This window comes from Pseudomonas sp. GR 6-02 (genome assembly GCF_001655615.1).
Taxonomy (GTDB): domain Bacteria; phylum Pseudomonadota; class Gammaproteobacteria; order Pseudomonadales; family Pseudomonadaceae; genus Aquipseudomonas.
This window is the reverse complement of the sequence record NZ_CP011567.1, coordinates 2,616,593-2,638,693: the sequence shown is the minus strand read 5'-3', so window position 1 is coordinate 2,638,693 and position 22,101 is coordinate 2,616,593. Positions and strand designations below refer to the sequence as shown.

The 22,101-nt window shown below is 59.6% G+C and carries 27 protein-coding genes and 1 pseudogene; 14 read left to right on the top strand and 14 right to left on the bottom strand.

Annotation, left to right across the window (positions count from 1 at the left end; translation table 11 throughout):
* Positions 1–41: 41 nt before the first annotated feature.
* The 5 genes from PGR6_RS11805 to PGR6_RS11785 form a co-directional block, all read right to left on the bottom strand.
* Positions 42–1,469: a cbb3-type cytochrome c oxidase subunit I gene (locus PGR6_RS11805; protein ID WP_018927788.1), complete on the bottom strand. Its 1,428-nt coding sequence runs from the start codon at positions 1,467–1,469 to the stop codon at positions 42–44.
* A gap of 3 nt (positions 1,470–1,472) precedes the next feature.
* Positions 1,473–1,913, bottom strand: coding sequence for a c-type cytochrome (locus PGR6_RS11800; RefSeq protein WP_018927787.1), 441 nt, complete (start codon positions 1,911–1,913; stop codon positions 1,473–1,475).
* A 258-nt stretch (positions 1,914–2,171) separates the two neighbouring features.
* A complete protein-coding gene (locus PGR6_RS11795; protein ID WP_064617215.1) occupies positions 2,172–2,429 on the bottom strand; it encodes a cytochrome C oxidase subunit IV family protein in 258 nt (85 codons plus the stop codon).
* Between the two features lie 11 nt (positions 2,430–2,440).
* Positions 2,441–3,028, bottom strand: a complete 588-nt coding sequence (locus PGR6_RS11790) for a cytochrome c oxidase subunit 3 (RefSeq protein WP_064617213.1) — start codon at positions 3,026–3,028, stop codon at positions 2,441–2,443.
* A complete protein-coding gene (locus PGR6_RS11785) occupies positions 3,012–3,794 on the bottom strand; it encodes a CbbQ/NirQ/NorQ/GpvN family protein (RefSeq protein WP_370695265.1) in 783 nt (260 codons plus the stop codon). Before PGR6_RS11785 ends, PGR6_RS11790 begins: the two co-directional genes overlap by 17 nt.
* A gap of 7 nt (positions 3,795–3,801) precedes the next feature.
* Between PGR6_RS11785 and PGR6_RS30180 the strand changes: the two genes are divergently transcribed.
* The 12 genes from PGR6_RS30180 to PGR6_RS11725 all read left to right on the top strand — a co-directional run bounded on the left by PGR6_RS30180 (position 3,802) and on the right by PGR6_RS11725 (position 13,237).
* Positions 3,802–4,020 carry a hypothetical protein gene (locus PGR6_RS30180; RefSeq protein ID WP_064617208.1) on the top strand — a complete coding sequence of 73 codons (219 nt, stop codon included), beginning with the start codon at positions 3,802–3,804 and terminating at the stop codon, positions 4,018–4,020.
* Complete coding sequence (locus tag PGR6_RS11775; protein WP_019649086.1) at positions 4,004–5,695, top strand: nitrite reductase; 1,692 nt, start codon at positions 4,004–4,006, stop codon at positions 5,693–5,695. Before PGR6_RS30180 ends, PGR6_RS11775 begins: the two co-directional genes overlap by 17 nt.
* A gap of 24 nt (positions 5,696–5,719) precedes the next feature.
* The gene (locus PGR6_RS11770; protein ID WP_019649087.1) at positions 5,720–6,034 is read left to right on the top strand and encodes a c-type cytochrome; all 315 of its coding nucleotides are present in this window, start codon (positions 5,720–5,722) and stop codon (positions 6,032–6,034) included.
* A 15-nt stretch (positions 6,035–6,049) separates the two neighbouring features.
* The gene (locus PGR6_RS11765) at positions 6,050–6,376 is read left to right on the top strand and encodes a c-type cytochrome (protein ID WP_018927781.1); all 327 of its coding nucleotides are present in this window, start codon (positions 6,050–6,052) and stop codon (positions 6,374–6,376) included.
* Positions 6,373–7,551 carry a cytochrome D1 domain-containing protein gene (locus PGR6_RS11760; RefSeq protein WP_018927780.1) on the top strand — a complete coding sequence of 393 codons (1,179 nt, stop codon included), beginning with the start codon at positions 6,373–6,375 and terminating at the stop codon, positions 7,549–7,551. Before PGR6_RS11765 ends, PGR6_RS11760 begins: the two co-directional genes overlap by 4 nt.
* 1 nt (position 7,552) lies before the next feature.
* Positions 7,553–8,011 carry an Lrp/AsnC family transcriptional regulator gene (locus PGR6_RS11755; RefSeq protein WP_064617206.1) on the top strand — a complete coding sequence of 153 codons (459 nt, stop codon included), beginning with the start codon at positions 7,553–7,555 and terminating at the stop codon, positions 8,009–8,011.
* Positions 8,008–8,523, top strand: coding sequence for a siroheme decarboxylase subunit beta (ahbB, locus tag PGR6_RS11750; RefSeq protein ID WP_064617205.1), 516 nt, complete (start codon positions 8,008–8,010; stop codon positions 8,521–8,523). Before PGR6_RS11755 ends, ahbB (PGR6_RS11750) begins: the two co-directional genes overlap by 4 nt.
* Complete coding sequence (locus tag PGR6_RS11745) at positions 8,516–8,959, top strand: Lrp/AsnC family transcriptional regulator (protein WP_064617203.1); 444 nt, start codon at positions 8,516–8,518, stop codon at positions 8,957–8,959. Before ahbB (PGR6_RS11750) ends, PGR6_RS11745 begins: the two co-directional genes overlap by 8 nt.
* Entirely contained in the window at positions 8,934–9,449 is a 516-nt protein-coding gene (gene ahbB, locus PGR6_RS11740) for a siroheme decarboxylase subunit beta (RefSeq protein WP_018927776.1), read from the top strand. Before PGR6_RS11745 ends, ahbB (PGR6_RS11740) begins: the two co-directional genes overlap by 26 nt.
* Positions 9,450–9,661: 212 nt before the next feature.
* A complete protein-coding gene (gene nirJ / locus PGR6_RS11735) occupies positions 9,662–10,840 on the top strand; it encodes a heme d1 biosynthesis radical SAM protein NirJ (protein ID WP_064617201.1) in 1,179 nt (392 codons plus the stop codon).
* Between the two features lie 70 nt (positions 10,841–10,910).
* Positions 10,911–11,747: a uroporphyrinogen-III C-methyltransferase gene (cobA, locus tag PGR6_RS11730; protein WP_018927774.1), complete on the top strand. Its 837-nt coding sequence runs from the start codon at positions 10,911–10,913 to the stop codon at positions 11,745–11,747.
* Positions 11,744–13,237, top strand: a complete 1,494-nt coding sequence (locus PGR6_RS11725) for a cytochrome D1 domain-containing protein (protein WP_064617199.1) — start codon at positions 11,744–11,746, stop codon at positions 13,235–13,237. The genes cobA and PGR6_RS11725 overlap by 4 nt, the downstream gene beginning before the upstream one ends.
* Before the next feature lie 186 nt (positions 13,238–13,423).
* Here the strand turns inward: PGR6_RS11725 and PGR6_RS11720 are convergent, their stop codons facing one another.
* From PGR6_RS11720 to moaC, 7 genes are all read right to left on the bottom strand, one after another.
* The gene (locus PGR6_RS11720; RefSeq protein WP_018927772.1) at positions 13,424–14,167 is read right to left on the bottom strand and encodes an SDR family NAD(P)-dependent oxidoreductase; all 744 of its coding nucleotides are present in this window, start codon (positions 14,165–14,167) and stop codon (positions 13,424–13,426) included.
* Between the two features lie 39 nt (positions 14,168–14,206).
* Positions 14,207–15,595, bottom strand: coding sequence for an oxygen-independent coproporphyrinogen III oxidase (gene hemN, locus PGR6_RS11715; protein WP_064617197.1), 1,389 nt, complete (start codon positions 15,593–15,595; stop codon positions 14,207–14,209).
* Complete coding sequence (locus PGR6_RS11710) at positions 15,579–16,964, bottom strand: coproporphyrinogen III oxidase (RefSeq protein ID WP_064617194.1); 1,386 nt, start codon at positions 16,962–16,964, stop codon at positions 15,579–15,581. Before PGR6_RS11710 ends, hemN begins: the two co-directional genes overlap by 17 nt.
* Positions 16,965–17,083: 119 nt before the next feature.
* Complete coding sequence (locus PGR6_RS11705; protein ID WP_018927767.1) at positions 17,084–17,527, bottom strand: CopD family copper resistance protein; 444 nt, start codon at positions 17,525–17,527, stop codon at positions 17,084–17,086.
* Positions 17,528–17,581: 54 nt separating this feature from the next.
* Positions 17,582–18,028 carry a molybdopterin synthase catalytic subunit MoaE gene (moaE, locus tag PGR6_RS11700; protein WP_018927766.1) on the bottom strand — a complete coding sequence of 149 codons (447 nt, stop codon included), beginning with the start codon at positions 18,026–18,028 and terminating at the stop codon, positions 17,582–17,584.
* 4 nt (positions 18,029–18,032) lie between these two features.
* Positions 18,033–18,278: a MoaD/ThiS family protein gene (locus PGR6_RS11695; RefSeq protein WP_018927765.1), complete on the bottom strand. Its 246-nt coding sequence runs from the start codon at positions 18,276–18,278 to the stop codon at positions 18,033–18,035.
* On the bottom strand, positions 18,275–18,748 hold the full coding sequence (moaC, locus tag PGR6_RS11690; RefSeq protein ID WP_026286545.1) for a cyclic pyranopterin monophosphate synthase MoaC: 474 nt from the start codon (positions 18,746–18,748) through the stop codon (positions 18,275–18,277). Before moaC ends, PGR6_RS11695 begins: the two co-directional genes overlap by 4 nt.
* Before the next feature lie 296 nt (positions 18,749–19,044).
* Between moaC and PGR6_RS30715 the strand changes: the two are divergent.
* Positions 19,045–19,317 (top strand): annotated as a pseudogene (locus PGR6_RS30715) (PAS domain-containing protein); the annotation flags it as partial.
* A 219-nt stretch (positions 19,318–19,536) separates the two neighbouring features.
* Positions 19,537–20,610 carry a methyl-accepting chemotaxis protein gene (locus tag PGR6_RS11685; protein WP_419554981.1) on the top strand — a complete coding sequence of 358 codons (1,074 nt, stop codon included), beginning with the start codon at positions 19,537–19,539 and terminating at the stop codon, positions 20,608–20,610.
* A 320-nt stretch (positions 20,611–20,930) separates the two neighbouring features.
* Here PGR6_RS11685 and PGR6_RS11680 read toward each other — a convergent pair whose 3' ends face one another.
* Positions 20,931–21,332 (bottom strand): ExbD/TolR family protein, encoded by a 402-nt coding sequence (locus tag PGR6_RS11680; protein WP_019578566.1) that lies wholly within the window; start codon positions 21,330–21,332, stop codon positions 20,931–20,933.
* Position 21,333: 1 nt separating this feature from the next.
* Positions 21,334–22,059 carry a MotA/TolQ/ExbB proton channel family protein gene (locus PGR6_RS11675; protein WP_019649103.1) on the bottom strand — a complete coding sequence of 242 codons (726 nt, stop codon included), beginning with the start codon at positions 22,057–22,059 and terminating at the stop codon, positions 21,334–21,336.
* Between the last annotated feature and the right edge of the window lie 42 nt (positions 22,060–22,101).

Here is a 22,101-nt window from a genome sequence, read left to right as displayed (position 1 = left end):
TGTATCAGCCGGGCCGACCTTTTCCTAGCCATTGCACCCGATCATGAAGGTACAACCGCCGCCGGAGCGCGCAAGGCTGCGCGGCCACGTTGCTTGAAGCTGAACAGGTAACAGAGCAGCCCGGCGAAGAAGCCGATACCAGCACCCAGACGCGCCCAGAACAGCACTTGCAGATGTTCGACCGTGGCCATGAATGGCAACGCGATCCCATCGGCCTGCCAGCGTTGCAGGTAAACCTGTACGACACCGGCCGCGGTGAGGAACAGCGTGATCATCACCATCGACAGGGTCATTAACCAGAAGCCCCAGACTTCGAGGGTCTGTGAACGCTCGTCACCCGCTTCACCCAGCCCGCGCAGGCGTGGCATGGCGTAGCTGATCAAGGTCATCACGATCATCGCGTAAGCACCGTAGAAAGCCAGGTGACCGTGCGCTGCCGTCAATTGCGAACCGTGGGTGTAGAAGTTGACCGGCGCCAGGGTATGCAGAAAGCCCCAGACACCCGCACCGAAGAACGCCGTGACCGTGGTGCCCTTGGCCCACAGCGTGGCGGCACGGTTCGGGTGTTGCCGCCGACGGTTCTTCACCATGCTGAAGGCAAAGATCACCATGGCCAGGAACGGCAGCGGTTCGAATGCGGAGAAGATCGAGCCGACCCACAGCCAGACCTCGGGCGCACCGATCCAGAAGAAGTGGTGACCGGTGCCGATGATCCCGGTAATCAGCGCCATGGCGATGATCACGTAGAGCCATTTCTCCACGACTTCCCGGTCGACACCGGTGATCTTGATCAGCACGAAGGCGAGCATCGAGCCCATGATCAGTTCCCACACGCCTTCCACCCAAAGATGCACCACCCACCACCAGTAGAACTTGTCGCGGGCCAGATTACCGGGGTTGTAGAAGGAGAACAGGAAGAACACCGCAAGGCCAATCAACCCGGTCATCATCACCATGCTGACGGTGGTCTTGCGACCTTTGAGCAAGGTCATGCCGATGTTGTAGAGAAAGCCCAGGCACACCACCACAATGCCCATCTTGGTGATGGTCGGCTGCTCCAGGAACTCCCGGCCCATGGTCGGCAGCAGCTCGTTATGCGTCAGTTTGGCCAGGCCCGCATAAGGCACCAGCAGATAGCCGAGAATCGTCAACACACCAGCAGCGGCGAATACCCAGAACAGAATGATCGCCAGCTTCGGGCTGTGCAGTTCGCGGTCGGCCTCTTCCGGAATCAGGTAATAGGCGGCGCCCATGAAGCCGAACAGCAACCAGACGATCAGCAGATTGGTGTGCACCATCCGCGCCACGTTGAAGGGAATGATCGGGAACAGAAAGTCTCCGATCACGTATTGCACCCCCATGATCAAACCGAACAGCACCTGACCGAGAAACAGCATCAGGGCAAACACGAAGTACGGTTTGGCCACGGCTTGCGAGGCGAATTTCAGATGCGGATTAGCGATGCTCATCTCTTAGCCCTCCTTGTTTGGCGGCCAGCCATTGGTGTTGATGTTCGAGCTCCATTTGAGGAACTCGGCGATGTCATCCACCTCTTGCTCGCTCAACTTGAACTGCGGCATCGCTCGTCGGCCCGGTACGCCCAGCGGCTGCATTTTCATCCAGGCATGTAGAAAAGGTTTAAAGCCCTCCTCCCCGCCGCGCCGCTGGAATACGTTGCCCAGCTCTGGCGCAAAGTAGGCGCCCTCGCCCAGCAACGTGTGGCAGCCGACGCAGTTGTTTTGCTCCCAGACCGTCTTGCCGCGAATCACTGATTCGGTTAACTGCGCTTCGTTGCTGCGCACTGGAAAGGTCTGTTCCGTGTGATAGGTCAAGGCCAGGAATATCAGGAAGAAAAAGACGCTTCCCCCGAAGTAGATATTCCTGGCCATGCCTTTGGTGAAGGTCTCTGACATGGTCGCTTCCTCTTTGCTTGGCGTGCCCATGATAGAAAGCGAGGGGGTAAAACCTGCTTGATGGCGATCAAGAAAGGCAGATGGTTTTGGTCGGGTATCAGGGCCAACCTGTAGCAGCTGCCGAAGGCTGCGTTCGGCTGCGCAGCAGTCGTAAACCCTGCCTCCTCAATCATCCTGAAACACCGCGGCGTCTGACTTTGCGACTGCTTCGCAGCCGAACGCAGCCTTCGGCAGCTGCTACAGGGTTCGCATAACGACTTAGCGGAACGACGCCAGCGTCAGCCCCACTACTGCCGCCAACACCAGCGCCCAGCTCACCATCAACCGGCGCCACAATCGCGGCGCATGGCGCATCTCCATGAAGCCATCGGTGATCAGCCAGGCCTTGCCAACCGCCACCAGCAAAATGGCAATGGACAACAGCCACGTCGCGCCGACTTGTGACAACACAACGGTGCACACGCTTAATGTGGCCAACGCTGCCCAGCAGACGAGCAACAACCTGGAAGCCGACATCAGAACCTCCGTCAATTCAGCACGTACACCAGCGGAAACAGCACGACCCAGATCAGATCGACCATGTGCCAATACAGCACGCCCGATTCAAACCCGCTGCGGTTGGCGGCGTTGTACAGGCCTCGACGGCAGCGCTCGGCCAGCCATCCGAGAATGACCATGCCGAGCAATACATGGAGAAAATGAAAACCGGTGAGGATCCAATAGAGGGTGAAAAACGTGTTGTGCTCCATGCCCAGCCCCGAGGCCAGCAAGTGCCGGTATTCGGTAAGTTTCAACACCACGTAGACGCTGCCGGCAAGCAACGCGGCCAGCAGAAGTACGGCGCCGTGGCGGGACCGGGAACGCCTGACCTGCTCCTGAGCCAGCGCGGCGAACAGCCCGGCGGTGAGCAGGCTCAGGGTCATCGCCAGGCCGGTAGAGGTGTTGAGCAATTGACGGCTTTCACCGAACAACTGCGGCTTGAGTGCCTGGGTCACGGCGAACGCCAGAATCAGGATGGCGAACACCGACAACTCGGCCAAAATGAAAAACCACATCGCCAGATCGCCCGGCAGGTGGCCACGCGCAACGCCCCTGGACTCAGCCGAAGTGGACATCAACCACGCCCATCAGCGCCGCAACCGTCAGCGGATCATCGCTCAGCGGCTCGGCCAGGCAAGCCATGCACGCTTCACGCGGGCTCATGCCGGAGCGGATCATTCGCGCAGTAAAAATCAGCAGCCGTGTCGAGGCGACTTCCTCAAGATCATGTTGATCCAGCCTTCGCAGGGCCTGCCCCAGCCTGACCACTTGCGCCGCCAGCGCGCTGTCCACCTGCGCTTCCCGGCTGACAATACGCTCTTCGTCGGCCACCGGCGGATAGCCGAAACGCATCGCCACGAAACGTTGTCGGGTGCTGGGTTTCATGCCTTTGAGCAGGTTCTGGTAGCCGGGGTTGTACGACACGACCAGCATGAATGAGGACGGCGCCTGCAACACTTCGCCGGTGCGCTCCAGGAACAACTCGCGACGATCATCGGCCAGTGGGTGCAGTACGACCACCGTGTCCTGCCGCGCCTCGACCACTTCGTCCAGATAACAAATGCCGCCTTCACGCACCGCGCGGGTCAGCGGCCCGTCCTGCCACCAAGTGCCTTGGGCGCCAATCAGATGACGGCCAATCAGGTCGGCGGCACTCAGGTCGTCATGGCACGCCACGGTGTACAGCGGCAGCTTCAGCCGATGGGCCATGTGCTGGACGAAACGGGTCTTGCCGCACCCCGTCGGGCCTTTGATCAGCACCGGCATGCCGTGTCGCCAGGCTTGCTCGAACAGCGCCTCCTCATTATTGAGCGGTTGATAGAAGGGTTCGCAAGACTGGATTCGGTCCATGGGCTGTCTGTTCCAAAAAGCGGATTCAAGTCACACGCTACGGGCGCCTGCGACAACCTGGCAAGTGACATGGCCGGCAAACTTGATCGCGGTCAAGCAAGCATTGGCCTGCTCGGGCATAGCCTTGCACGGCACTAAGAACCTGCGTTCTGCGCTGCCGTTCCAGCACATCGCAAAGGTCTTGCCTGAGGAGAAATGGAATGCTGATCAGCAATAGAAAAACGTTTGCTCTGACTGTCGCCACATTGTGGTCGGCGCTGGCCCTTGCGGTGACTCACGCAGCCAGAGCCGAGGAACCCGCCACTGCAGCGGCCAGCCCGCTGATGGTCAAAACCGCCGGAGCGCCCGACATGAGTCAGGCCGAGTTCGACGCGTCCAAGGAAATCTACTTCCAGCGCTGCGCCGGCTGCCACGGCGTGCTGCGCAAAGGCGCCACGGGTAAACCACTGACGCCGGACATCACCCAGTCTCGCGGTCAACCGTATCTGGAGGCGTTGATTACCTTCGGTTCACCAGCGGGCATGCCGAACTGGGGAACATCCAATGCGCTGACCAAGGATCAGATCACGGCCATGGCCAAGTTCATTCAGCACACACCGCCCACGCCACCGGAATGGGGCATGGCCGAGACGCTGAAAACCTGGAAAGTGCTGGTCAAGCCCGAGGATCGTCCGAAGAAGCAACTGAGCAAACTCAATCTGCCGAACCTGTTTTCGGTGACGTTACGCGATGACGGCAAGATTGCCCTGATCGACGGTGACAGCAAGAAAATCGTCAAGCTGATCGAGACCGGTTACGCGGTGCACATCTCGCGCATTTCTGCCTCCGGTCGCTACCTGCTGGTGATTGGTCGAGACGCCCGAATCGACATGATCGACCTGTGGCCGGTGGAGCCGACCAAGGTCGCCGAAGTCAAAGTGGGCATCGAGGCGCGCTCGGTGGAGACCTCCAAGTTCAAGGGTTACGAAGACAAATACACGGTCGCCGGCTCCTATTGGCCACCACAATTCACCATCATGGATGGCGAAACCCTGGAGCCCAAACAGATCGTCTCGACCCGCGGCATGACTGTCGACAAGCAGGAATATCACCCGGAACCCCGGGTCGCGGCGATCATCGCCTCCCACGAATGGCCGGAGTTCATCGTCAACGTCAAGGAAACCGGCAAGGTCATGCTGGTCAATTACCAGGACATCAAAAACCTCACCATCACCTACATCGATGCCGCCCCTTTCCTGCATGACGGCGGTTGGGACAGCACCCATCGCTACTTCATGACCGCCGCCAACAACTCCAACAAAGTCGCCGTGATCGACTCCAAGGATCGCAAGTTGGCCGCCCTGGTGGACGTCGGCAAAACCCCTCACCCGGGTCGTGGCGCCAACTTTGATCATCCTGTCTACGGGCCGGTCTGGGCCACCAGCCACCTGGGAGACGACGGTATCTCGCTGATCGGTACCGACCCGGCCAAACACCCGCAATACGCCTGGAAACAGGTCGCCTCGCTCAAGGGCCAGGGCGGCGGTTCGTTGTTCATCAAAACCCACCCCAACTCGCGCCACCTGTATGTCGACACCACCCTCAACCCGGACGCCAAGCTGAGCCAGTCGGTGGCGGTGTTCAACCTCGACAAACTCGACGCCGGCTACACCGTGCTGCCCATCGCCGAGTATGCCGGCATCAAGCAAGGCGCCATGCGGGTCGTGCAGCCGGAATACAACAAGGCCGGCGATGAGGTCTGGTTCTCCGTGTGGAGCGGTCAATCAGAGGAGTCGGCACTGGTGGTGATCGACGACAAAACGCTGAAGCTCAAATCGGTGATCAAGGACAAACGCCTGATTACCCCCACCGGGAAATTCAATGTCTACAACACCCAACACGACATTTATTGAGCTCCATCAATGCAAGGAACGACCATGAAAAATACTCTGCTTTCACTGTTCGCCCTGACCGCTGCGCTGAGCGTGCAGCCGGTTGTGGCCCAAGATGCGCAGGAACTGTTCAAGAGCAAACCCTGCGCCGCCTGCCATTCCATCGACACCAAGCTTGTCGGCCCGGCGCTCAAGGATGTCGCGGCCAAGAACGCTGGCGTACCCGAGGCCGTCGACACCCTGGCCAACCACATCAAGAACGGTACGCAAGGCAACTGGGGCCCGATACCAATGCCGGCCAACCCGGTGACGGATGACGAAGCGAAGACACTTGCAACTTGGGTCCTGAGTCTCAAATAGCCAACGGAGGGCGCCATGATGGTTCATCGACACGCAGTGGTTCTGGCGGCCCTCCTCCTTTTTTGCGCGACCTCGGTTGCGGCGCCGAACGCCAAGCGTCAGGCCCAACTCGAGCACCTGCTGGCCCAGGATTGCGGCGCCTGCCATGGACTGCACATGACCGGCGGGCTGGGTCCCGACCTGACGCGCGCAACGCTGGCAGGCAAGTCCCGCGACAGCCTGATTGCCACCGTCACCCAAGGTCGCCCCGGCACCGCGATGCCCGGTTGGGCCCCGTTGCTCAGCCCGGACGACATTCGTTGGCTGGTAGATCTTCTTCTCCAGGGATATCCCGCACCATGATCCGTTCAATCCTGCTGTCAGCGGCGACCGGGCTGTTGTTGTCCGCCTGCGCTCAGTCACCCTTGCGTGGTACCGGCGATCTGGGCGTGGTGGTGGAGCGCACCACCGGCAGCGTGCAAATCATCGAAAGCGATACCCGCACGGCACTGGCCCGACTCGAAGGCTTCGGCGATCTGTCCCATGCCTCGGTGGTGTTTTCCCGCGACCAGCGTTATGCCTATGTGTTCGGCCGCGACGGCGGGTTGAGCAAAATCGACCTGCTGACCCAACGCATCGACCATCGCGTCATCCAGGGCGGCAACAGCATCGGCGGCGCCATCAGTCAGGACGGCAAGTTGATCGCAGTCTCCAACTACGTGCCCGGCGGCGTGAAGGTGTTCGATGCCGTCACTCTGCAACAGGTGGCCGATATTCCCGCGACACCGCTCGCCGATGGCAGCAAACGCTCACGGGTGGTCGGCCTGGTCGACGCGCCCGGACAGCGTTTTGTGTTCAGCCTGTTCGATACCGGCGAGATCTGGACCGCCGATTTCAGTCAGGGCAGCACGCCACGGATCAGCCGCTTCACCGGCATCGGCCAGCAACCCTACGACGCGCTGATTACCCCCGATGGTCGCTATTACATGGCTGGGCTGTTCGGCGAAGACGGCATGGCGCAACTCGACCTCTGGCACCCCGAGCGCGGGGTGCAGCGAGTGCTCGGTGATTACGGACGCGGCCAGGCGAAGTTGCCCGTCTACAAGATGCCGCATCTGGAGGGTTGGGCCGTTGCCGACAACCAGGCCTTCGTACCAGCCGTCGGCCGTCATCAGGTGCTGGTGATGGATTCCCGCACGTGGCAGCAGACCGCTGCCATCCCGGTGGCCGGTCAACCGGTGTTCGTCACGTCGCGGCCGGACGGTCGGCAACTGTGGGTCAATTTCGCCTACCCGGACAACGATCGGGTCCAGGTCATCGACACCGAAACCCGTGCCGTAGTCGCCGATCTGCGACCGGGGCCGGCGGTGCTGCACATGGAATTCACCGCGCGCGGCGACCAGTTGTGGCTGTCGTTACGCGATGGCGATCAGGTTCAGGTCTGGGATCCGTACAGCCTGAAGCAGCTGAGCACCCTTCCCGCCACCGCGCCGAGCGGCATCTTCTTCAGCAGTCGCGCGCAGAAAATGGGCTATTGAAATGAACCTCGACCTGCTCAGCCGCCAACTGATCGACCGCTTCCAGCACGGCATGCCGTTGTGCCCGGAACCTTACAAGGAGATGGCCCGGATTCTCGGTTGCCGCGAGGCCCAGGTGATGGATTGTCTGGAAAAAATGGCTCAGGCCGGCCCCCTCTCACGCATCGGCCCGGTGTTCGAACACAGCCGCGCCGGGGCCAGCACCCTCGCCGCCTTCGCCGTGCCCGCCGAACGTCTGCAACAGGTCGCCGAGCGCGTCAGCCAGTATCCCGAGGTCAACCACAACTACGCACGGGAGCATTTCTACAACCTGTGGTTTGTGCTGACCGGGCCTGATCGCCCCCACATCGAACGTGTTCTCGAAGCACTTGAGAACGAAACCGGCCTTGTTCCGCTGGATCTGCCGATGTTGACCGCTTACCGCATCGACCTCGGTTTTGCCTTGGGAGAAGGCCCATGAAGCCGGGATTGAGTCCCGAACAGACACAGGCCTTACGAAGGCACCTGGAAGACGGATTACCGCGTGTTTCGCGCCCCTATCAGGCCCTCGCCGAACGGATAAACGCCGACGAAAACCAGGTGCTCGCGCAGATGCACCAGTGGCACGAACAGGGGCTGTTTCGCCGGGTCGGCCTGGTGCTCAACCATCGCGCCCTGGGCTTTACCGCCAACGCCATGCTGGTGCTGGATGTTCCGGACGCGCTGATCGACGAAGTCGGCCAGCGCCTGGGGCGAGCGTCCGGTATCACCCTCTGCTATCAACGACCACGGCGCCTGCCGCAGTGGCGCTACAACCTGTTCTGCATGGTTCACGGACGCCAACGCGCGCAGGTCGAGGCGCAGATCCAGGCGTTGCTGGAAGAACACTTGCTGAGTGACCTGCCCCATCAACTGCTGTTCAGCACCCATGCCTTCAAACAATGCGGCGGACGCTTTGTCGCCTCCTCAACGGGAACCAAGCCCCATGGATGATCTTGACCGTCGGTTGATCAACCGCTTGCAACTGGGCCTGCCACTGGTGCGTAACCCCTGGCAGGCGCTGGCCAGCGAACTGGACAGCAGCAGCCCTGAATTGCTCCACCGCCTCCACGAACTGCTCTGTGAAGGAATACTCACGCGCTTCGGTCCTATGTTCGACATCGAACGCCTCGGTGGCGCCTTCACCCTCGCGGCGCTGGCCGTGCCGGAAGAACGGTTCGAAGAGGTCGCCGAGCAACTGCATGCCCTGCCTGAAGTGGCGCACAACTATCGACGCGAACACGCCTGGAACATGTGGTTCGTGCTCGGCTGCGCGACCGAACAAGACGTCACCGAAACCTTGCAATACATCGAAACCCTGACCGGTTTGCCGCTGCTCAACTTGCCTAAAGAGGAGACTTACCATGTCGGTCTGTACTTCCCGGTCTGAAGACACCCTGGCGCACCGGCTGATTGAACTGACCCAGGCCGGCTTGCCGCTGCTGGATGACCCGTGGGCCTGGCTCGCCGAACAGCTGGACCTGAGCATCGAATCCACCCTGGATCTGCTCAAGCGCCTGCAGGCCGAGGGCGCGATCCGGCGCATCGCCGCTGTCCCCAACCACTATCGCCTGGGCTATCGCTACAACGGCATGACCGTTTGGGATGTGCGCGACACCGACATGCCGCGCCTCGGCGCGCTGATCGGCGCACAGCCTTTTGTCAGCCACTGTTATCGACGCCCGCGACGAACCGCGTGGCGCTACAACCTGTTCGCCATGGTGCACGGTCGCAGCCGCGAGGAAATCGACAGTTACCGCGAACACCTGCGCTACTTGCTGGGCGACGCCTGTGTCGCCGACGAGATGCTGGTGAGCAGTCGCATCCTGAAAAAAACCGGTGTGCGTTTAATGCCGCTCAGTTCAACGCATACCTTGTAGCAGCTGGCGAAGCCTGCGTTCGGCTGCGAAGCAGTCGTGAAATCAGGCGATACGGTGTTTCAGATAAACCTTGCACACAGGTTATACGACTGCTGCGTCCGATCGCGGCCCGAACCGAACGCAGCCTCGCAAGCTCGACAGCTGCTACGGGCATCAGGCTTGCGTTTGCTTATTGCTTCGCGCTGAACACACCCTGACTCAAGGAGAGTTGCATGTTGAGGATCAGCCAATACCTGCGTGCCCTGACCGGCCAGGTGCCCGCCCCCAGAACCAGCCCACCGGGCAGCAACCGGCCGCCGGTGGTGATCTGGAACCTGCTCAGGCGCTGCAACCTGACCTGCAAACACTGCTACGCCACGTCCGCCGACAGCGTCTTTCGCGACGAACTGGATACGCCCGCCGCGCTGACGGTGATCGACGATCTGCACGATGCCGGCGTGAAGGTATTGATTCTTTCCGGCGGTGAACCCCTGCTGCGTGACGATCTGTTTGTGCTCAGCGCCTATGCCCGCACAAAGGGTTTCTTTGTGGCGTTGTCCACCAACGGCACATTGATCGATGAGCAGAACATTGCGCAGATCCGCGCAGCGAATTTCGACTATGTGGGGATCAGCATCGATGGCCTGGAAGCCACCCACGATGCGTTCCGCCAACTCAAGGGCAGCTTCGCCAGTTCCATGCGGGCGATCCGGCTCTGTCGCGAACAGGGCATTCGCGTCGGCCTGCGCACCACCCTGACCCAGGAGAATCATGCGCAGCTGCCGCAATTACTGGCACTGATGCGCGAATACGACGTACAAAAGTTTTATCTGTCGCACCTCAACTATAGCGGTCGCGGTAAACGCAGCCGCCAGCTCGACGCCCGACAGCAGATGAGCCGCGAGGCGATGACGCTGATCTTCGAACGGGCCTGGGAAGATATCCAGCACGGTCGCGACAGCGATTTTGTCAGCGGCAACAACGATGCCGACGCGATTCTCCTGCTGCAATGGGTAGGCCTGCATCTACCCGAGCATTACCGGCGCCTGGAACACATGCTCCGCGCCTGGGGCGGCAACGCCTCGGGCGGTGGCATCGCCAACATCGACAACACAGGCGAAGTGCACCCCGACACCTATTGGTGGCAGCACTCGGTGGGCAATGTCCGGCACACGCCGTTTCGCACGCTGTGGCTGGACCGCCCGGACGCCTTGTTGCAGCAACTGCGCGCGCATCCTCGCGCCGTGGGTGGCCGTTGTGGCCAATGCCGCTGGCTCAGCATCTGCAACGGCAATACCCGCACCCGCGCCTGGGCCGAAGGTGATCTCTGGGGCCAGGACCCCGGTTGCCACCTCAGCGATGAAGAAATCGGCGTGTCGCCCTTACCGACCATCCCTTGCGTCATGCACTGAAGCACCCGCCTGGCGAGCCATCTGACAAAGGATGGGGCCGGCCCACCTGATGAAGTACCAAGGACGTCCCATGCATCCATCGATTATTTTACCGGCTGCACTTGAGTCCCCGTTCAGACCGGGCGAAGTTGCCCTGGTCGGCGCTGGCCCCGGCGATCCACGCTTGCTGACCCTGCGCGCCTGGAGCCTGTTGATGCAAGCCGACGCCGTGGTTTACGACCGCCTGATCAGCCCCGAGCTGCTGGCATTGATCCCCCTCACCTGCGCCCGGCATTACGTCGGCAAGGCCAGCGGCTGCCACAGCCTGCCTCAGGATCAGATCAACGAACTACTCGCCGACCTCGCCGATCTGGGGCAGCGTGTGGTCCGGCTCAAAGGTGGCGACCCGTTCATCTTCGGCCGTGGCGCCGAGGAGCTGGAGTACCTGCTGCAACGCAACATTGACTGCCAGGTCGTCCCCGGTATTACTGCCGCCTCCGGGTGTAGCGCTTACGCTGGCATTCCGCTGACCCATCGGGAGCTGGTCAACTCCTGTCGATTCATCACCGGGCACCTGCAGCACGATGGTGAGTTGCAATTACCCTGGAGCAGCCTCGTCGACAGCAGCCAGACCCTGGTGTTTTACATGGGGTTATCCAATCTCGGGATTATCGCCCAGCGCTTGATCGAAGCCGGAATGCCCGCCGAGACACCGGCGGCGCTGATCAGCAATGGCACGCGTCCCGACCAGCATGTTGCACGAGGCAGGCTGCACCAATTGCCGACCCTGGCGCGGGAATGCCCACCTGGCATTCCGACGCTTGCGGTGATCGGCAAAGTGGTCGATCTATTCGCTGCCCAACAACAGGAATTCCCGGCGCGCTTTTACCCCGCAGCGCTGCAACGCCAGCGCAAGGTGGCGATATGATGCGCATGGTGCTTGGCCCATTGTTATGGATCGGTGCGGCTCACGCCGGTGCAGCGACTCCGCCCTCCGACGCGGCCGCCAACCTCTACCAACAGCATTGCCAGAGCTGCCATGGCGCCAATCGTCTCGGCGGTACGGGACCGGCCTTGCTGCCGGAAAGCCTGAGCCGGATCAAACCCGACGAAATCCGCAGCGTGATCCAGGACGGTCGTCCCGCGAGTCAGATGAGCGGGTATGCCAACGTGTTCAACGCCACGCAGATCGACGCGTTGGTGGACTACCTCCAGCAACCACCCGCCACCCCACCCACCTGGAGCAACGATGACATTCGCGGCAGTCATTCGATTCTCGCCGATATCAACAAACTGCCCGACACACCCCAGCATCGCGCCGATCCCCTGAACCTGTTTGTGGTGGTGGAAGCCGGTGATCATCACATCGACATCCTCGACGGCGACCGCTTTGAAGTGCTGGCTCGGTTCTCTTCGCACTTTGCAGTGCATGGCGGGCCGAAGTTTTCGCCGGACGGACGCTTCGTCTACGTAGCTTCTCGCGATGGCTGGATCAGCCTGTATGACTTGCATAACCTGAAACTGATCGCCGAGGTCCGCGCCGGGCTCAACACCCGCAACCTCGCGGTGAGCAAGGACGGCCGATGGGTGCTGGTGGGCAACTACCTGCCTGGCAACCTGGTGGTGCTCGATGCCCGTGATCTGTCATTGGTCAAAACCATTCCGGCGATCGGCCAGGACGGTACCGCGTCACGGGTCAGCGCGGTCTACACCGCGCCGCCACGGGACAGCTTCATCGTAGCGCTCAAGGACGTGAAGGAAGTCTGGGAACTGCCCTGCACCGGCACACCGGATTTCGAACCGCGACGGATCCACGCCGAAGATATGCTGGACGACTTTTCCTTTTCACCGGACTACAAGCAACTGCTGGCCACGTCGCGCGCGGCCAAGGGCGGTCAGGTGATCGACCTCGACAGTGGCAAGGTGGTCACCGACATTCCACTGCCGGGCATGCCGCACCTGGGGTCCGGGACCTACTGGAAACGTAACGGTGAGTGGGTGTTCGCCACGCCGAACATCAGCAAGGGCCTGATCTCGGTCATCGACTTCAAGACCTGGAAACTGCTCAAGGAAATACCGACCCTGGGGCCGGGCTTCTTCATGCGCAGCCACGTCAACTCGCGGTATGCCTGGACCGACGTGTTCTTCGGCCCCGACAACGATGCGATCCACCTGATCGACAAACAGACCCTGGAAATCGCTCACACCCTGCGCCCGATGCCCGGAAAGACCGCCGCCCACGTCGAATTCACCCGCGACGGTCGCTACCTGCTGCTGAGTATCTGGGCCACTGACGGTGCGCTGATCGTCTACGACAGCAACACCCTCAAGGAGGTCAAACGCCTGCCGATGAACAAGCCGTCGGGTAAGTACAACGTGGGCAATAAAATCGAGTTTGCCGAGGGTACGTCGCACTAGATTTTGTGTCTGAACATCGAAATACACATCGCACTTGTGGCGAGGGAGCTTGCTCCCGCTGGGGCGCGAAGCGGCCCTAAAAGCAGTCACTGCGTACATTCAGATTAAACGCAGGTGCTGATTTTACGACTGCTACGCAGCCGAGCGGGAGCAAGCTCCCTCGCCACAGGGTTTGTGTTCACCTCTTCAGCTCAGGGTATAACCGTTATCGACTTTCCAGTCCTGACCATAAACACCCCGCGCGCCTTGAGACAGCTGAAAAACAATCACGTTGGCCACCGCAGACGCATCGAGGAAATGACCGGGCAGCAGACGTTTGCCGAGGGTGCCGGCAACGTCGTCGAGTTCCCCGTCGCTCAACCCCAGGTTGTCCCACATCGAGGTCGCGGTCGGCCCCGGGGAGACCAGATTGATGCGCACGTCATAACGCGCGAATTCCACCGCCAACGTGCGCGCCTGCGCCGCCAGCGCGGCCTTGCTGGCAATGCAGGCGGCCAGACCGGGAAAGCTCGAGCCGGTCAGGAAGCTGCCGACAAACACCACCGAAGCCGGACTCGCCAACTCCCCGCGCAACGCCGCCAGGGTATTCAACGCCCCGGCGCCATTGACCGCCCACTGACGCTGGAAGGCCGGCATGTCGAGGCTATCGGCCATTTCGGCGATACCCGCGTTGGGCACCAGATAATCCACCTGGCCCAGTGTCGATGCACGTTGGGCCAGCGCCTGCAGGTCATCCTGACAGGTCACGTCACCGGCACACCATTGCAGGCGCTCGCCATAGATCTGCTGCAAGGCCGGCAATTCCCCGATTTTCCGTGACATCGCCAGCACCTTGACCCCGCGCGGCAACAGCGCCGCACACAGGGCCAGGCCTATCCCGGAACTGGCACCCGTGACCACCGCCAAACGATCCTGAAACTCGGTTCTCATCATTTCCTCCTGGCATCGCGGACGCCAGCACTGGGGACTTCAAACGGTACGTGAAAACCGGCCTTTTTGATCACAGCCCAAGTAGGCATCAAACGCCATCGCGGCGCTGCGCATCATCAAATACCCGTGTGGCAACAACACCAACGCGTCTTTGTGAATCTGCAGCAAGCCATCGCGAACATGCTCGTCGAGTTGCATCAGCGCATCGGCAAAATAATCGGTAAAGCAGATGTCATGACCCGCTTCAAACTTGCCGAAGTCGATCCGGCCGTGGCACATCAGATCGCTGATCACTTCACGGCGCAGACGATCATCGGCGCTCAACCGGTAACCCCGATGCACAGGCAACAAGCCTTGATCAATGCGGGCGTAGTACTGCGATAGCTCCTTGACGCTCTGGCTGTAGCTGTCGCCGACCTTGCCGATGGAGGACACCCCGAGACCGATCAAATCGCAGTCGGAATGGGTGGAATAACCCTGGAAATTGCGTTGCAACGTGCCATTGGCCCGGGCCAGCGCCAACTCATCGTCCGGCAAGGCGAAATGGTCCATGCCGATATAGATATAACCGGCCTCAGTCAGACGACGGACAGTCAGTTCAAGCAATTCCAGTTTGCGCTCCGGTGGCGGCATGTCAGCCAAACGAATCAGCCGTTGCGCGCGCACCAGCTCCGGCAAATGGGCATAGCTGTAGGCGGCAATCCGGTCCGGACGCAGCGCGATGATTTTGCCGAGGGTGACATCGAAACTCTCCACGGTTTGCAATGGCAGGCCGTAAATCAGATCGACACTGATCGATTTGAATCGCGCCTGGCGTGCCGCAGCGACCAGCGCATGGATTTGCTCTTCACTTTGCTGCCGATTGACCGCAGCCTGCACATCGGGATCGAAGTCCTGTACGCCAAAGCTCAAACGATTGAACCCCAACTGACGCAACAACTGGATCTGCTCCGTACTGATGGTGCGAGGGTCGACCTCGATGGAAAACTCATGGTCATCGCTGTCATCCATGTCGAATGCCTGGTGCAGGCAGTCCATCAGGTCAGCCAGTTGCTCGCCGGTCAAATAGGTCGGCGTGCCACCTCCCAGGTGCAGTTGCGTGAGTTTGCGAGTGCGGTCGAACAAGGCAGCTTGCATCACGATTTCGCGCTTGAGGTACGTCAGGTACTCGACGGCGCGGTGGGTTTTCCGGGTAATGATTTTGTTGCAGGCGCAGTAGTAACAAAGGCTCTTGCAGAACGGGATGTGGATGTACACCGACAGCGATTTTGGCGTTGTCGCCTGGTTGCTGTCCGAGGCCGCACGCTGATAGTCATCGACGGCGAATGCCTGATGAAACTGCGGCGCGGTCGGGTAAGAGGTATAGCGCGGCCCCGGGAGGTCATACTTTTCGACCAGGGCGCGATTGAAATCAAATGAAGTTGTCATGATCAATCCATTCGTAATGGGGTTCATGCCCCGCACCGTCCGAATCCTTTTCAAACAGGTTGCAGACGGCATCCACGTGCGGCCGACCGGCCGGAAGAATGCTGATGAAGCGGTCAGACAGTTCGATCAACCCGTCACGGCTCAATTGCTCCAGCACAGGCCAGGCGGTGAAAAAGTACTGGCGAAAAATGACTCCATGACGCCTCTCGATTGCCTGGATATCCAGCTCCAGATCACACGCCAGGCGTTCCATGACCATGTGCCTGACCTGATCCCCTTCCTCACAGCGCCAGCCACGACTCGTCGGCAGTTGGTCCATGTCCAGTTGCTGCTGGTACCGTTCCAGTTCGTCGGTGTTTTGCGCATACAAACCGTCGATCTGACTGATAGCGCCCAAACCGAACCCGATATGGTCGCAATGCCCGTGACGGGTAAACCCCTCACAATTGCGACGTAATCGACCGCGCTCCTGAGCAATCGCCAAATCGTCATCGGGTCGGACAAACTGCCCCAGGCCAATGTAGTGATAACCGGCGCCGATCAAATGTTCAAAGCAGATCCGGCGCATGGCGCCTTTATCTTCCTCGCTGCAAAACGCCCCGATTGTGTCTGCAGTCTTTGGCCGATAGCGTTGGGGTGGCCGGGCATAGTCAAACACCAGCAGCCGGTCCGGCTCCAGTTCGATGATGGTCGCCAGTTTCAGCACAAAACTTTCTGGCGTCTGCCAGGTATGGCCATAACCCAGATCGACATTGATGGATCGATAGCCGAAGGTACGAGCGGCATCGATAAGCGAATGGATCGGTGCCGGATTCTGGTAGCAGGCCACCGACATCGCACGGTCGGCACCGATGTCCGGAACGCCGATGCTGACATGGTTGAACCCCAGGTCACGCAGCATGCCCATGGTCGACCAATCCGTATGGTGAAGGTCCACTTCTATGCTGTAGTCACCGCACTCATGTCCAAGAAAGTTGAATCGGCCACGAAGGTGATTCATCAGCCGTCTCAGTTGGGCGATGGCGGGTGTTCCGCCCCCCAGATGGAACTGCTCGACCCGCTGCCCGGCTCCCAGATGACAACCGACGAGGTCGATCTCATGTTGCAGACGCTGAAGATAGTGTTCGACACCACTGTGCTCGCATGAAGTTTCGCGAGGGGACCACAAGGCACGCTTGAGGTTAGAAGGCAGTTGCACGTTCAGCGACAGCGGACGGCACTTCTGACGGCTGACGCGCAATGCACGATGCAAATCCAGAGAGCCGATGCCGTCGTGAAATTTTTCAGTGTCGACATGGCCGTTGGGGTCGAGCACGCCTTGATCGCACCGGACGTTCAGCTCTCCAGGGCTGTGAAACGAATTGAGCATAACGGGTCTCCGAGACTGGCTGCGGACCGCCAGTGTCGGAGCCTGGCGACCCATGCTCCTTGATTTGCATCAAGCGCGAGCAAAGTGCTTGTCGCGCAACGGACACCAGGCATGCCCAGTCACCACGTCAGGTAAAACATCCACTTGGCCAACAGCACAATGACAACCATGTGGCAGAACAGGCTGCCATGGATGAAATGCAGGTATCGAGCACTCATCCGGCCACTTTTGAACAAAAACATGGCGACCAGGAAATGCAGCAGTACGCTGACGGCCACCACGATTTTCAACATCAGCAACGTGCCAAACGATGAGGCCATTGGTGTGGCAAGGACCGGTAAATAGCGCAGCCAGACCATCCCCAACCCGGCACCGAACAACACCAGCAAGACCCATGGAATCAAGGTGCGTGCACGTCGACCGACACCCTGCTCGACCAGTAACATGACCTTGACCGGCAGTTGTTTGCGGATACTTTCAAGGAACAGGACTTCGAAGAATACCGTGCCGATGAAAATCATCGCGGCAAACAGGTGCAACGTCAGAAACAGCGGATAGAGCATGGGATTCTCGCTCTCAATACAGCTGAACACGTTCCACTCACCGCGAGGGAAACGTCACTCCCATCGTTGCGCCGCCTCGCGATCACTGTGGCGAGCCTCGACCCAATGGGAACTCTCGGCCACCTGTTCTTTCTTCCAGAATGGCGCTCGGGTTTTCAGGTAATCCATTACAAACGCACAGGCATCAAAAGCCGCTTGACGATGACTGCTGCTGACGCCGACAAAGACAATGGGGTCTCCCGGTTGCAGCGCGCCGATTCGATGGATCAGCACCAGTCCGAGCAACGGCCAGCGCTGCCGGGCTTCGTCGGCGATCTTGCCCAGGACCTTTTCGGTCATACCGGGGTAATGTTCAAGAAACATCCCGGCGACTTCTTGTCCGACGTTGGTGTCACGTACATACCCGACAAAACTCACCACGGCACCGACATTCAGGCTCAAAGCCTGCAGGGCATTGATTTCGGTGCCGGGTTCGAAGCGCTCTGTCTGCACTCGAATCATCGAATCACCCTCCCGTTACGGTTGGGAAAAAACCCACTTCATCACCGTCTATCAACGGCTCATCGAGCCCACACATGTCCTGATTGCGGGCACACATGAGGTTCTGTTCGGCCAGCACCTGCCAGACGCCAGAACGATGTATCAGGTGCTGACGCAACTGATCGACAGAAGTGAAATCACCTTCAATCGTTTCATCGTCAAGGCCAAGCGTTTCGCGGTACCGCGAGAAATACAAAACATTCAGCTTCATTGTTGCGGCGCCTGATACCAGCCACTTTTACCACCCTGCTTCTCCAACAGCCGCACCGATTCGATACTCATGCCCCGGTCCACGGCCTTGCACATGTCATACAGGGTCAAGGCCGCCACACTGGCGGCGGTCAGTGCCTCCATCTCGACGCCGGTCTGTCCGGACAGCTTGCACCGAGAAACAATGCGTACGCGTTGGTCACCTTCAAAACTCAACTCAACGTTAACACTGCTCAGAAGCAGCGGATGACAGAGCGGAATCAACTCGCTCGTGCGTTTGGCCGCCTGAATGCCGGCGATCCGCGCTACCGCAAATACATCACCTTTAGGGTGAGCACCACTGGCAATCAGTTGTCGGGTCTCGGCAAGCATATGAACCCATGCCTCAGCCACGGCTTCTCGGGACGTCACGCATTTATCCGTAACATCGACCATTCGCACGCGTCCCAGTGAGTCGAGGTGAGTCAGCATCAATTCAGTCATGAGCAATAAGCCTTGCGCTACCAACAGTCGGTTTCAGCGCAGAATACAGCGCAGGCCGACACAGGCGGTTGACGTCAATCAAGTAATCCAGACAAGGCCATTCCTACAACCTTGCGTAAACCTGGATGTCGAGGACGGACCTGGAAAAAAATCCATTCGGGACCCGATCTCCAATGAGCAAAATTGATGTAACTCATTGTTGTTAAATATAATTTTAAAAAAATCACTCACATTTTCCTGGCGTCTGCCGATGGCTTTTTTACCGGACCCAGGGAGCTGCAGGAATGAGGAACAACCAACCCGTTACGCAACGTGAGGTCGCGCTTGCACCTCAACAGAAACTCATCTCGACAACAGATGCTCGAGGAGTCATCACTTACTGCAATGACGCCTTCGTAGAAATCAGTGGCTTCGACAGAGCCGACCTGATTGGCGCACCGCAAAATATCGTCCGCCATCCCGATGTGCCTCCTGCCGTATTCGCCCATATGTGGGGCGCTCTTAAGCAAGGTAACCCGTGGATGGGCATTGTCAAAAACCGCTCCAGAAACGGTGACCATTACTGGGTCAATGCCTACGTCACACCGATTTTCGAAGGCAGCCAAGTGGTTGGCTATGAATCAGTCAGGGTCAAACCCACTGCCGAACAAGTTCACCGCGCCGAATCCCTCTACAAGCGCATCAGTCAGGGCAAGGCGGCCATCCCCGCGCGTGACAAGTGGCAACCGGCCCTGCTTGGCTGGTTGCCATTCCTGGTTATGGGCTTGGCGGGGGCTTTGAGTGGTGTCTTACTCAACACCTTCGTGGCCATTGCCATCACCGCAGCTGTCTCTGCACCGCTCGGACTGATCGTCACGCGCTGGCAAAAGCAGGGGACATTGCGCTTGCTACAGATGGCTGAACCCTCCACCTCCGATCAACTGATCGCGAAAATGTACAGCGACGAGTGTGGCCCTCAGGCACGCCTTGAAACCGCCTTTGTGAGCCAGGCCGCGCGCCTGAAGACCTGTCTTACACGTCTGCAGGACACCGCGGAGCAACTCAGCGGACTAGCCGGGAGGTCCGACGTATTGGCCGCCGACAGCTCACGGGGTCTTGATCGCCAGCGTGTCGAGACCGAACAAGTGTCCGCAGCGGTCAATCAGATGGCGGCGACCACACAAGAAGTTGCCAGCCATGTCCAACGCACCGCTGACGCCTCCCAAGAAGCTAACTTGCTGACCGGACGCGGACGCGATGTGGCCCGAGATACCCGCGAAGCGATCCAGCGACTGTCCGCAGTGGTTGGCGAAACCGGGCAGACGGTCGCGCAGTTGGCCAAGGACAGCAATGAAATCGGAACCGTGGTCGATGTCATCAAAGGCATTGCCGATCAAACCAACCTACTGGCCCTGAATGCCGCGATCGAAGCTGCGCGCGCTGGTGATATGGGTCGAGGCTTCGCCGTGGTGGCGGACGAGGTGCGTCAGTTGGCACAGCGCACCTCTGAATCCACGACGCAGATCCATGGCCTGATAACCAAGCTCCAGATGTCTTCCGATAACGCCGTGCAGACGATGGAAAGTGGTCGCCGTCAGGCCGAAGAAGGTGTGGTGTGGGTGCTTGAGGCAGACAAAGCGTTGGTAGGTATCAGTGAAGCGGTAGCCAACATCACTGATATGACAACCCAGATTGCAGCGGCCACTGAAGAGCAAACCGCCGTTGCAGAGGAAATCAGCCGTAATATCACCACCATCGCGCACCTGGCAGATCAGACGTCGGAGCAGGCCCATCATTCGGCAGAGTTAAGCAAGGAATTGACCCGGACAGCTAATACTCAGTATTCATTGGTCGAGCGTTTTAATCGATAACTAGAGGTGTTTGAGCTGACCGAAGAAGCTCGCAGTTGACCGGCGAAAATACGGGAGAGCACCGACCTCAAGTGGTTTGCGCCACAATCGGCATGGGGACGGCCTTCATAGGCCGTTCCCTGCCACACTACCGATTTTCTTAAGCCATTTTGTCGCGACTGAGGAAGGCACTGTTGGCTACCTCCGGAGCTTCGAACTCACGACGATAAAAAAGCAAGATGGATTCACCGCCCGCTTACTAGCAGCTAGCGGAGATTGCTCGCCAAACGCGGCCTCCCCCATAATTCGCCGCCCCACATCCAATGCAATAAACCCGAAGCTTATTTCGCCGTAATCACCGACAACTTGGTAATCCCCGCCCGCTCGATCGAGGCCATCGCCCGCGCTACTTCGCCATAATTCACGCCGTTGTCCGCCTGCAGTTGCACGCGCACGTCGGGATTTTTCGCTTTGGCCGCTTGTAGGTTGAACTCGAGCAGATCCGCCTGGATCTCGTCCTTGTTGATGAACACCTTGCCTTTGTCATCGATGCTCACCACCAGCGGGTCTTTCTGTTCCACCGGCGCCACCGATTCGGTCTTCGGCAGGTTGATCGGGATCGCGTTTGTCAGCAGCGGCGCGGTGACGATAAACACCACCAGCAGCACCAGCATCACGTCCACCAGTGGCGTAACGTTGATCTCGCTGAGCACTTCATCGCTGTCTTGTGTGGAGAAGGCCATTTCAGGAGGCCTCCTTGACTTGCTGTCCGGCGACGGTCGCGCCGGACTTGCTCAGCACCGGGTGCAACAGAACGCGGAACGCGTTTTTCTGCGCCAGGCTGTAGAAGTCGTGGGCGAAGTCATCGAGGTCGGCGACGGTCAGTTTCAGGCGACGCAGGAAGTAGTTGTAGACCAGCACCGCCGGCACCGCGACAGCGATACCTACGCCCGTCGCAACCAGTGCCGCGCCGATCGGCCCAGCCACGGTTTCCAGGCTCGCCGAGCCTGCCGCACTGATGCCTTTCAAGGCCGACATGATGCCCCATACCGTGCCGAACAGGCCGATGAAGGGCGAGGTGCTGCCAATACTGGCGAGGATCGCCAGGCCGCTTTCAAGCGAACGCCGTTCGCGCACGATCTGTTGGCGCAGGGCACGCTCGAGACGGTCCTGGTGGTTGATCGCCTGGCTCAAGTCGGCGGCTTGTGCGCCCTCTGGCACCTGGATCGCGGCATAACCGGCCAGTGCCACGCGAGCCGCAGCGCCCGGTTGGCCATGGGCCAATTCAGCGGCGGAATCGAGACTGGAAGCGGCCCAGAAGTGTTTATGGAATTTGCGATCCTGGGTCTTGAGACGGGTGAACTGCACGCCCTTGAGCAAAGCCAGGCCCCAGGTGGCGACGGAAAAGAGGATCAACAGCCAGATGACAGTGTGTTCGATGGATTCGAAAGGGGATGCGATCAGGTTCATGGTCAGGTTCTCCAACAAGGCATTAAATCGGTTGTAGCGATG

Coding starts and splice junctions, on each gene's coding strand:
- PGR6_RS11790 (WP_064617213.1), bottom strand. CDS start 3,028: ATGTCCACTTCGGCTGAGTCCAGGGGCGTTGCGCGTGGCCACCTGCCG.
- PGR6_RS11695 (WP_018927765.1), bottom strand. CDS start 18,278: ATGAAGCTGAATGTTTTGTATTTCTCGCGGTACCGCGAAACGCTTGGC.
- PGR6_RS11755 (WP_064617206.1), top strand. CDS start 7,553: ATGAACCTCGACCTGCTCAGCCGCCAACTGATCGACCGCTTCCAGCAC.
- PGR6_RS11705 (WP_018927767.1), bottom strand. CDS start 17,527: ATGCTCTATCCGCTGTTTCTGACGTTGCACCTGTTTGCCGCGATGATT.
- PGR6_RS11710 (WP_064617194.1), bottom strand. CDS start 16,964: ATGCTCAATTCGTTTCACAGCCCTGGAGAGCTGAACGTCCGGTGCGAT.
- PGR6_RS11720 (WP_018927772.1), bottom strand. CDS start 14,167: ATGAGAACCGAGTTTCAGGATCGTTTGGCGGTGGTCACGGGTGCCAGT.
- ahbB (WP_018927776.1), top strand. CDS start 8,934: ATGTCGGTCTGTACTTCCCGGTCTGAAGACACCCTGGCGCACCGGCTG.
- PGR6_RS30180 (WP_064617208.1), top strand. CDS start 3,802: ATGGGCTGTCTGTTCCAAAAAGCGGATTCAAGTCACACGCTACGGGCG.
- PGR6_RS11795 (WP_064617215.1), bottom strand. CDS start 2,429: ATGTCGGCTTCCAGGTTGTTGCTCGTCTGCTGGGCAGCGTTGGCCACA.
- PGR6_RS11775 (WP_019649086.1), top strand. CDS start 4,004: ATGCTGATCAGCAATAGAAAAACGTTTGCTCTGACTGTCGCCACATTG.
- PGR6_RS11745 (WP_064617203.1), top strand. CDS start 8,516: ATGGATGATCTTGACCGTCGGTTGATCAACCGCTTGCAACTGGGCCTG.
- PGR6_RS11725 (WP_064617199.1), top strand. CDS start 11,744: ATGATGCGCATGGTGCTTGGCCCATTGTTATGGATCGGTGCGGCTCAC.
- cobA (WP_018927774.1), top strand. CDS start 10,911: ATGCATCCATCGATTATTTTACCGGCTGCACTTGAGTCCCCGTTCAGA.
- PGR6_RS11805 (WP_018927788.1), bottom strand. CDS start 1,469: ATGAGCATCGCTAATCCGCATCTGAAATTCGCCTCGCAAGCCGTGGCC.
- PGR6_RS11765 (WP_018927781.1), top strand. CDS start 6,050: ATGATGGTTCATCGACACGCAGTGGTTCTGGCGGCCCTCCTCCTTTTT.
- nirJ (WP_064617201.1), top strand. CDS start 9,662: ATGTTGAGGATCAGCCAATACCTGCGTGCCCTGACCGGCCAGGTGCCC.
- PGR6_RS11770 (WP_019649087.1), top strand. CDS start 5,720: ATGAAAAATACTCTGCTTTCACTGTTCGCCCTGACCGCTGCGCTGAGC.
- PGR6_RS11800 (WP_018927787.1), bottom strand. CDS start 1,913: ATGTCAGAGACCTTCACCAAAGGCATGGCCAGGAATATCTACTTCGGG.
- PGR6_RS11760 (WP_018927780.1), top strand. CDS start 6,373: ATGATCCGTTCAATCCTGCTGTCAGCGGCGACCGGGCTGTTGTTGTCC.
- PGR6_RS11680 (WP_019578566.1), bottom strand. CDS start 21,332: ATGGCCTTCTCCACACAAGACAGCGATGAAGTGCTCAGCGAGATCAAC.
- hemN (WP_064617197.1), bottom strand. CDS start 15,595: ATGACAACTTCATTTGATTTCAATCGCGCCCTGGTCGAAAAGTATGAC.
- PGR6_RS11675 (WP_019649103.1), bottom strand. CDS start 22,059: ATGAACCTGATCGCATCCCCTTTCGAATCCATCGAACACACTGTCATC.
- moaC (WP_026286545.1), bottom strand. CDS start 18,748: ATGCTGACTCACCTCGACTCACTGGGACGCGTGCGAATGGTCGATGTT.
- moaE (WP_018927766.1), bottom strand. CDS start 18,028: ATGATTCGAGTGCAGACAGAGCGCTTCGAACCCGGCACCGAAATCAAT.
- ahbB (WP_064617205.1), top strand. CDS start 8,008: ATGAAGCCGGGATTGAGTCCCGAACAGACACAGGCCTTACGAAGGCAC.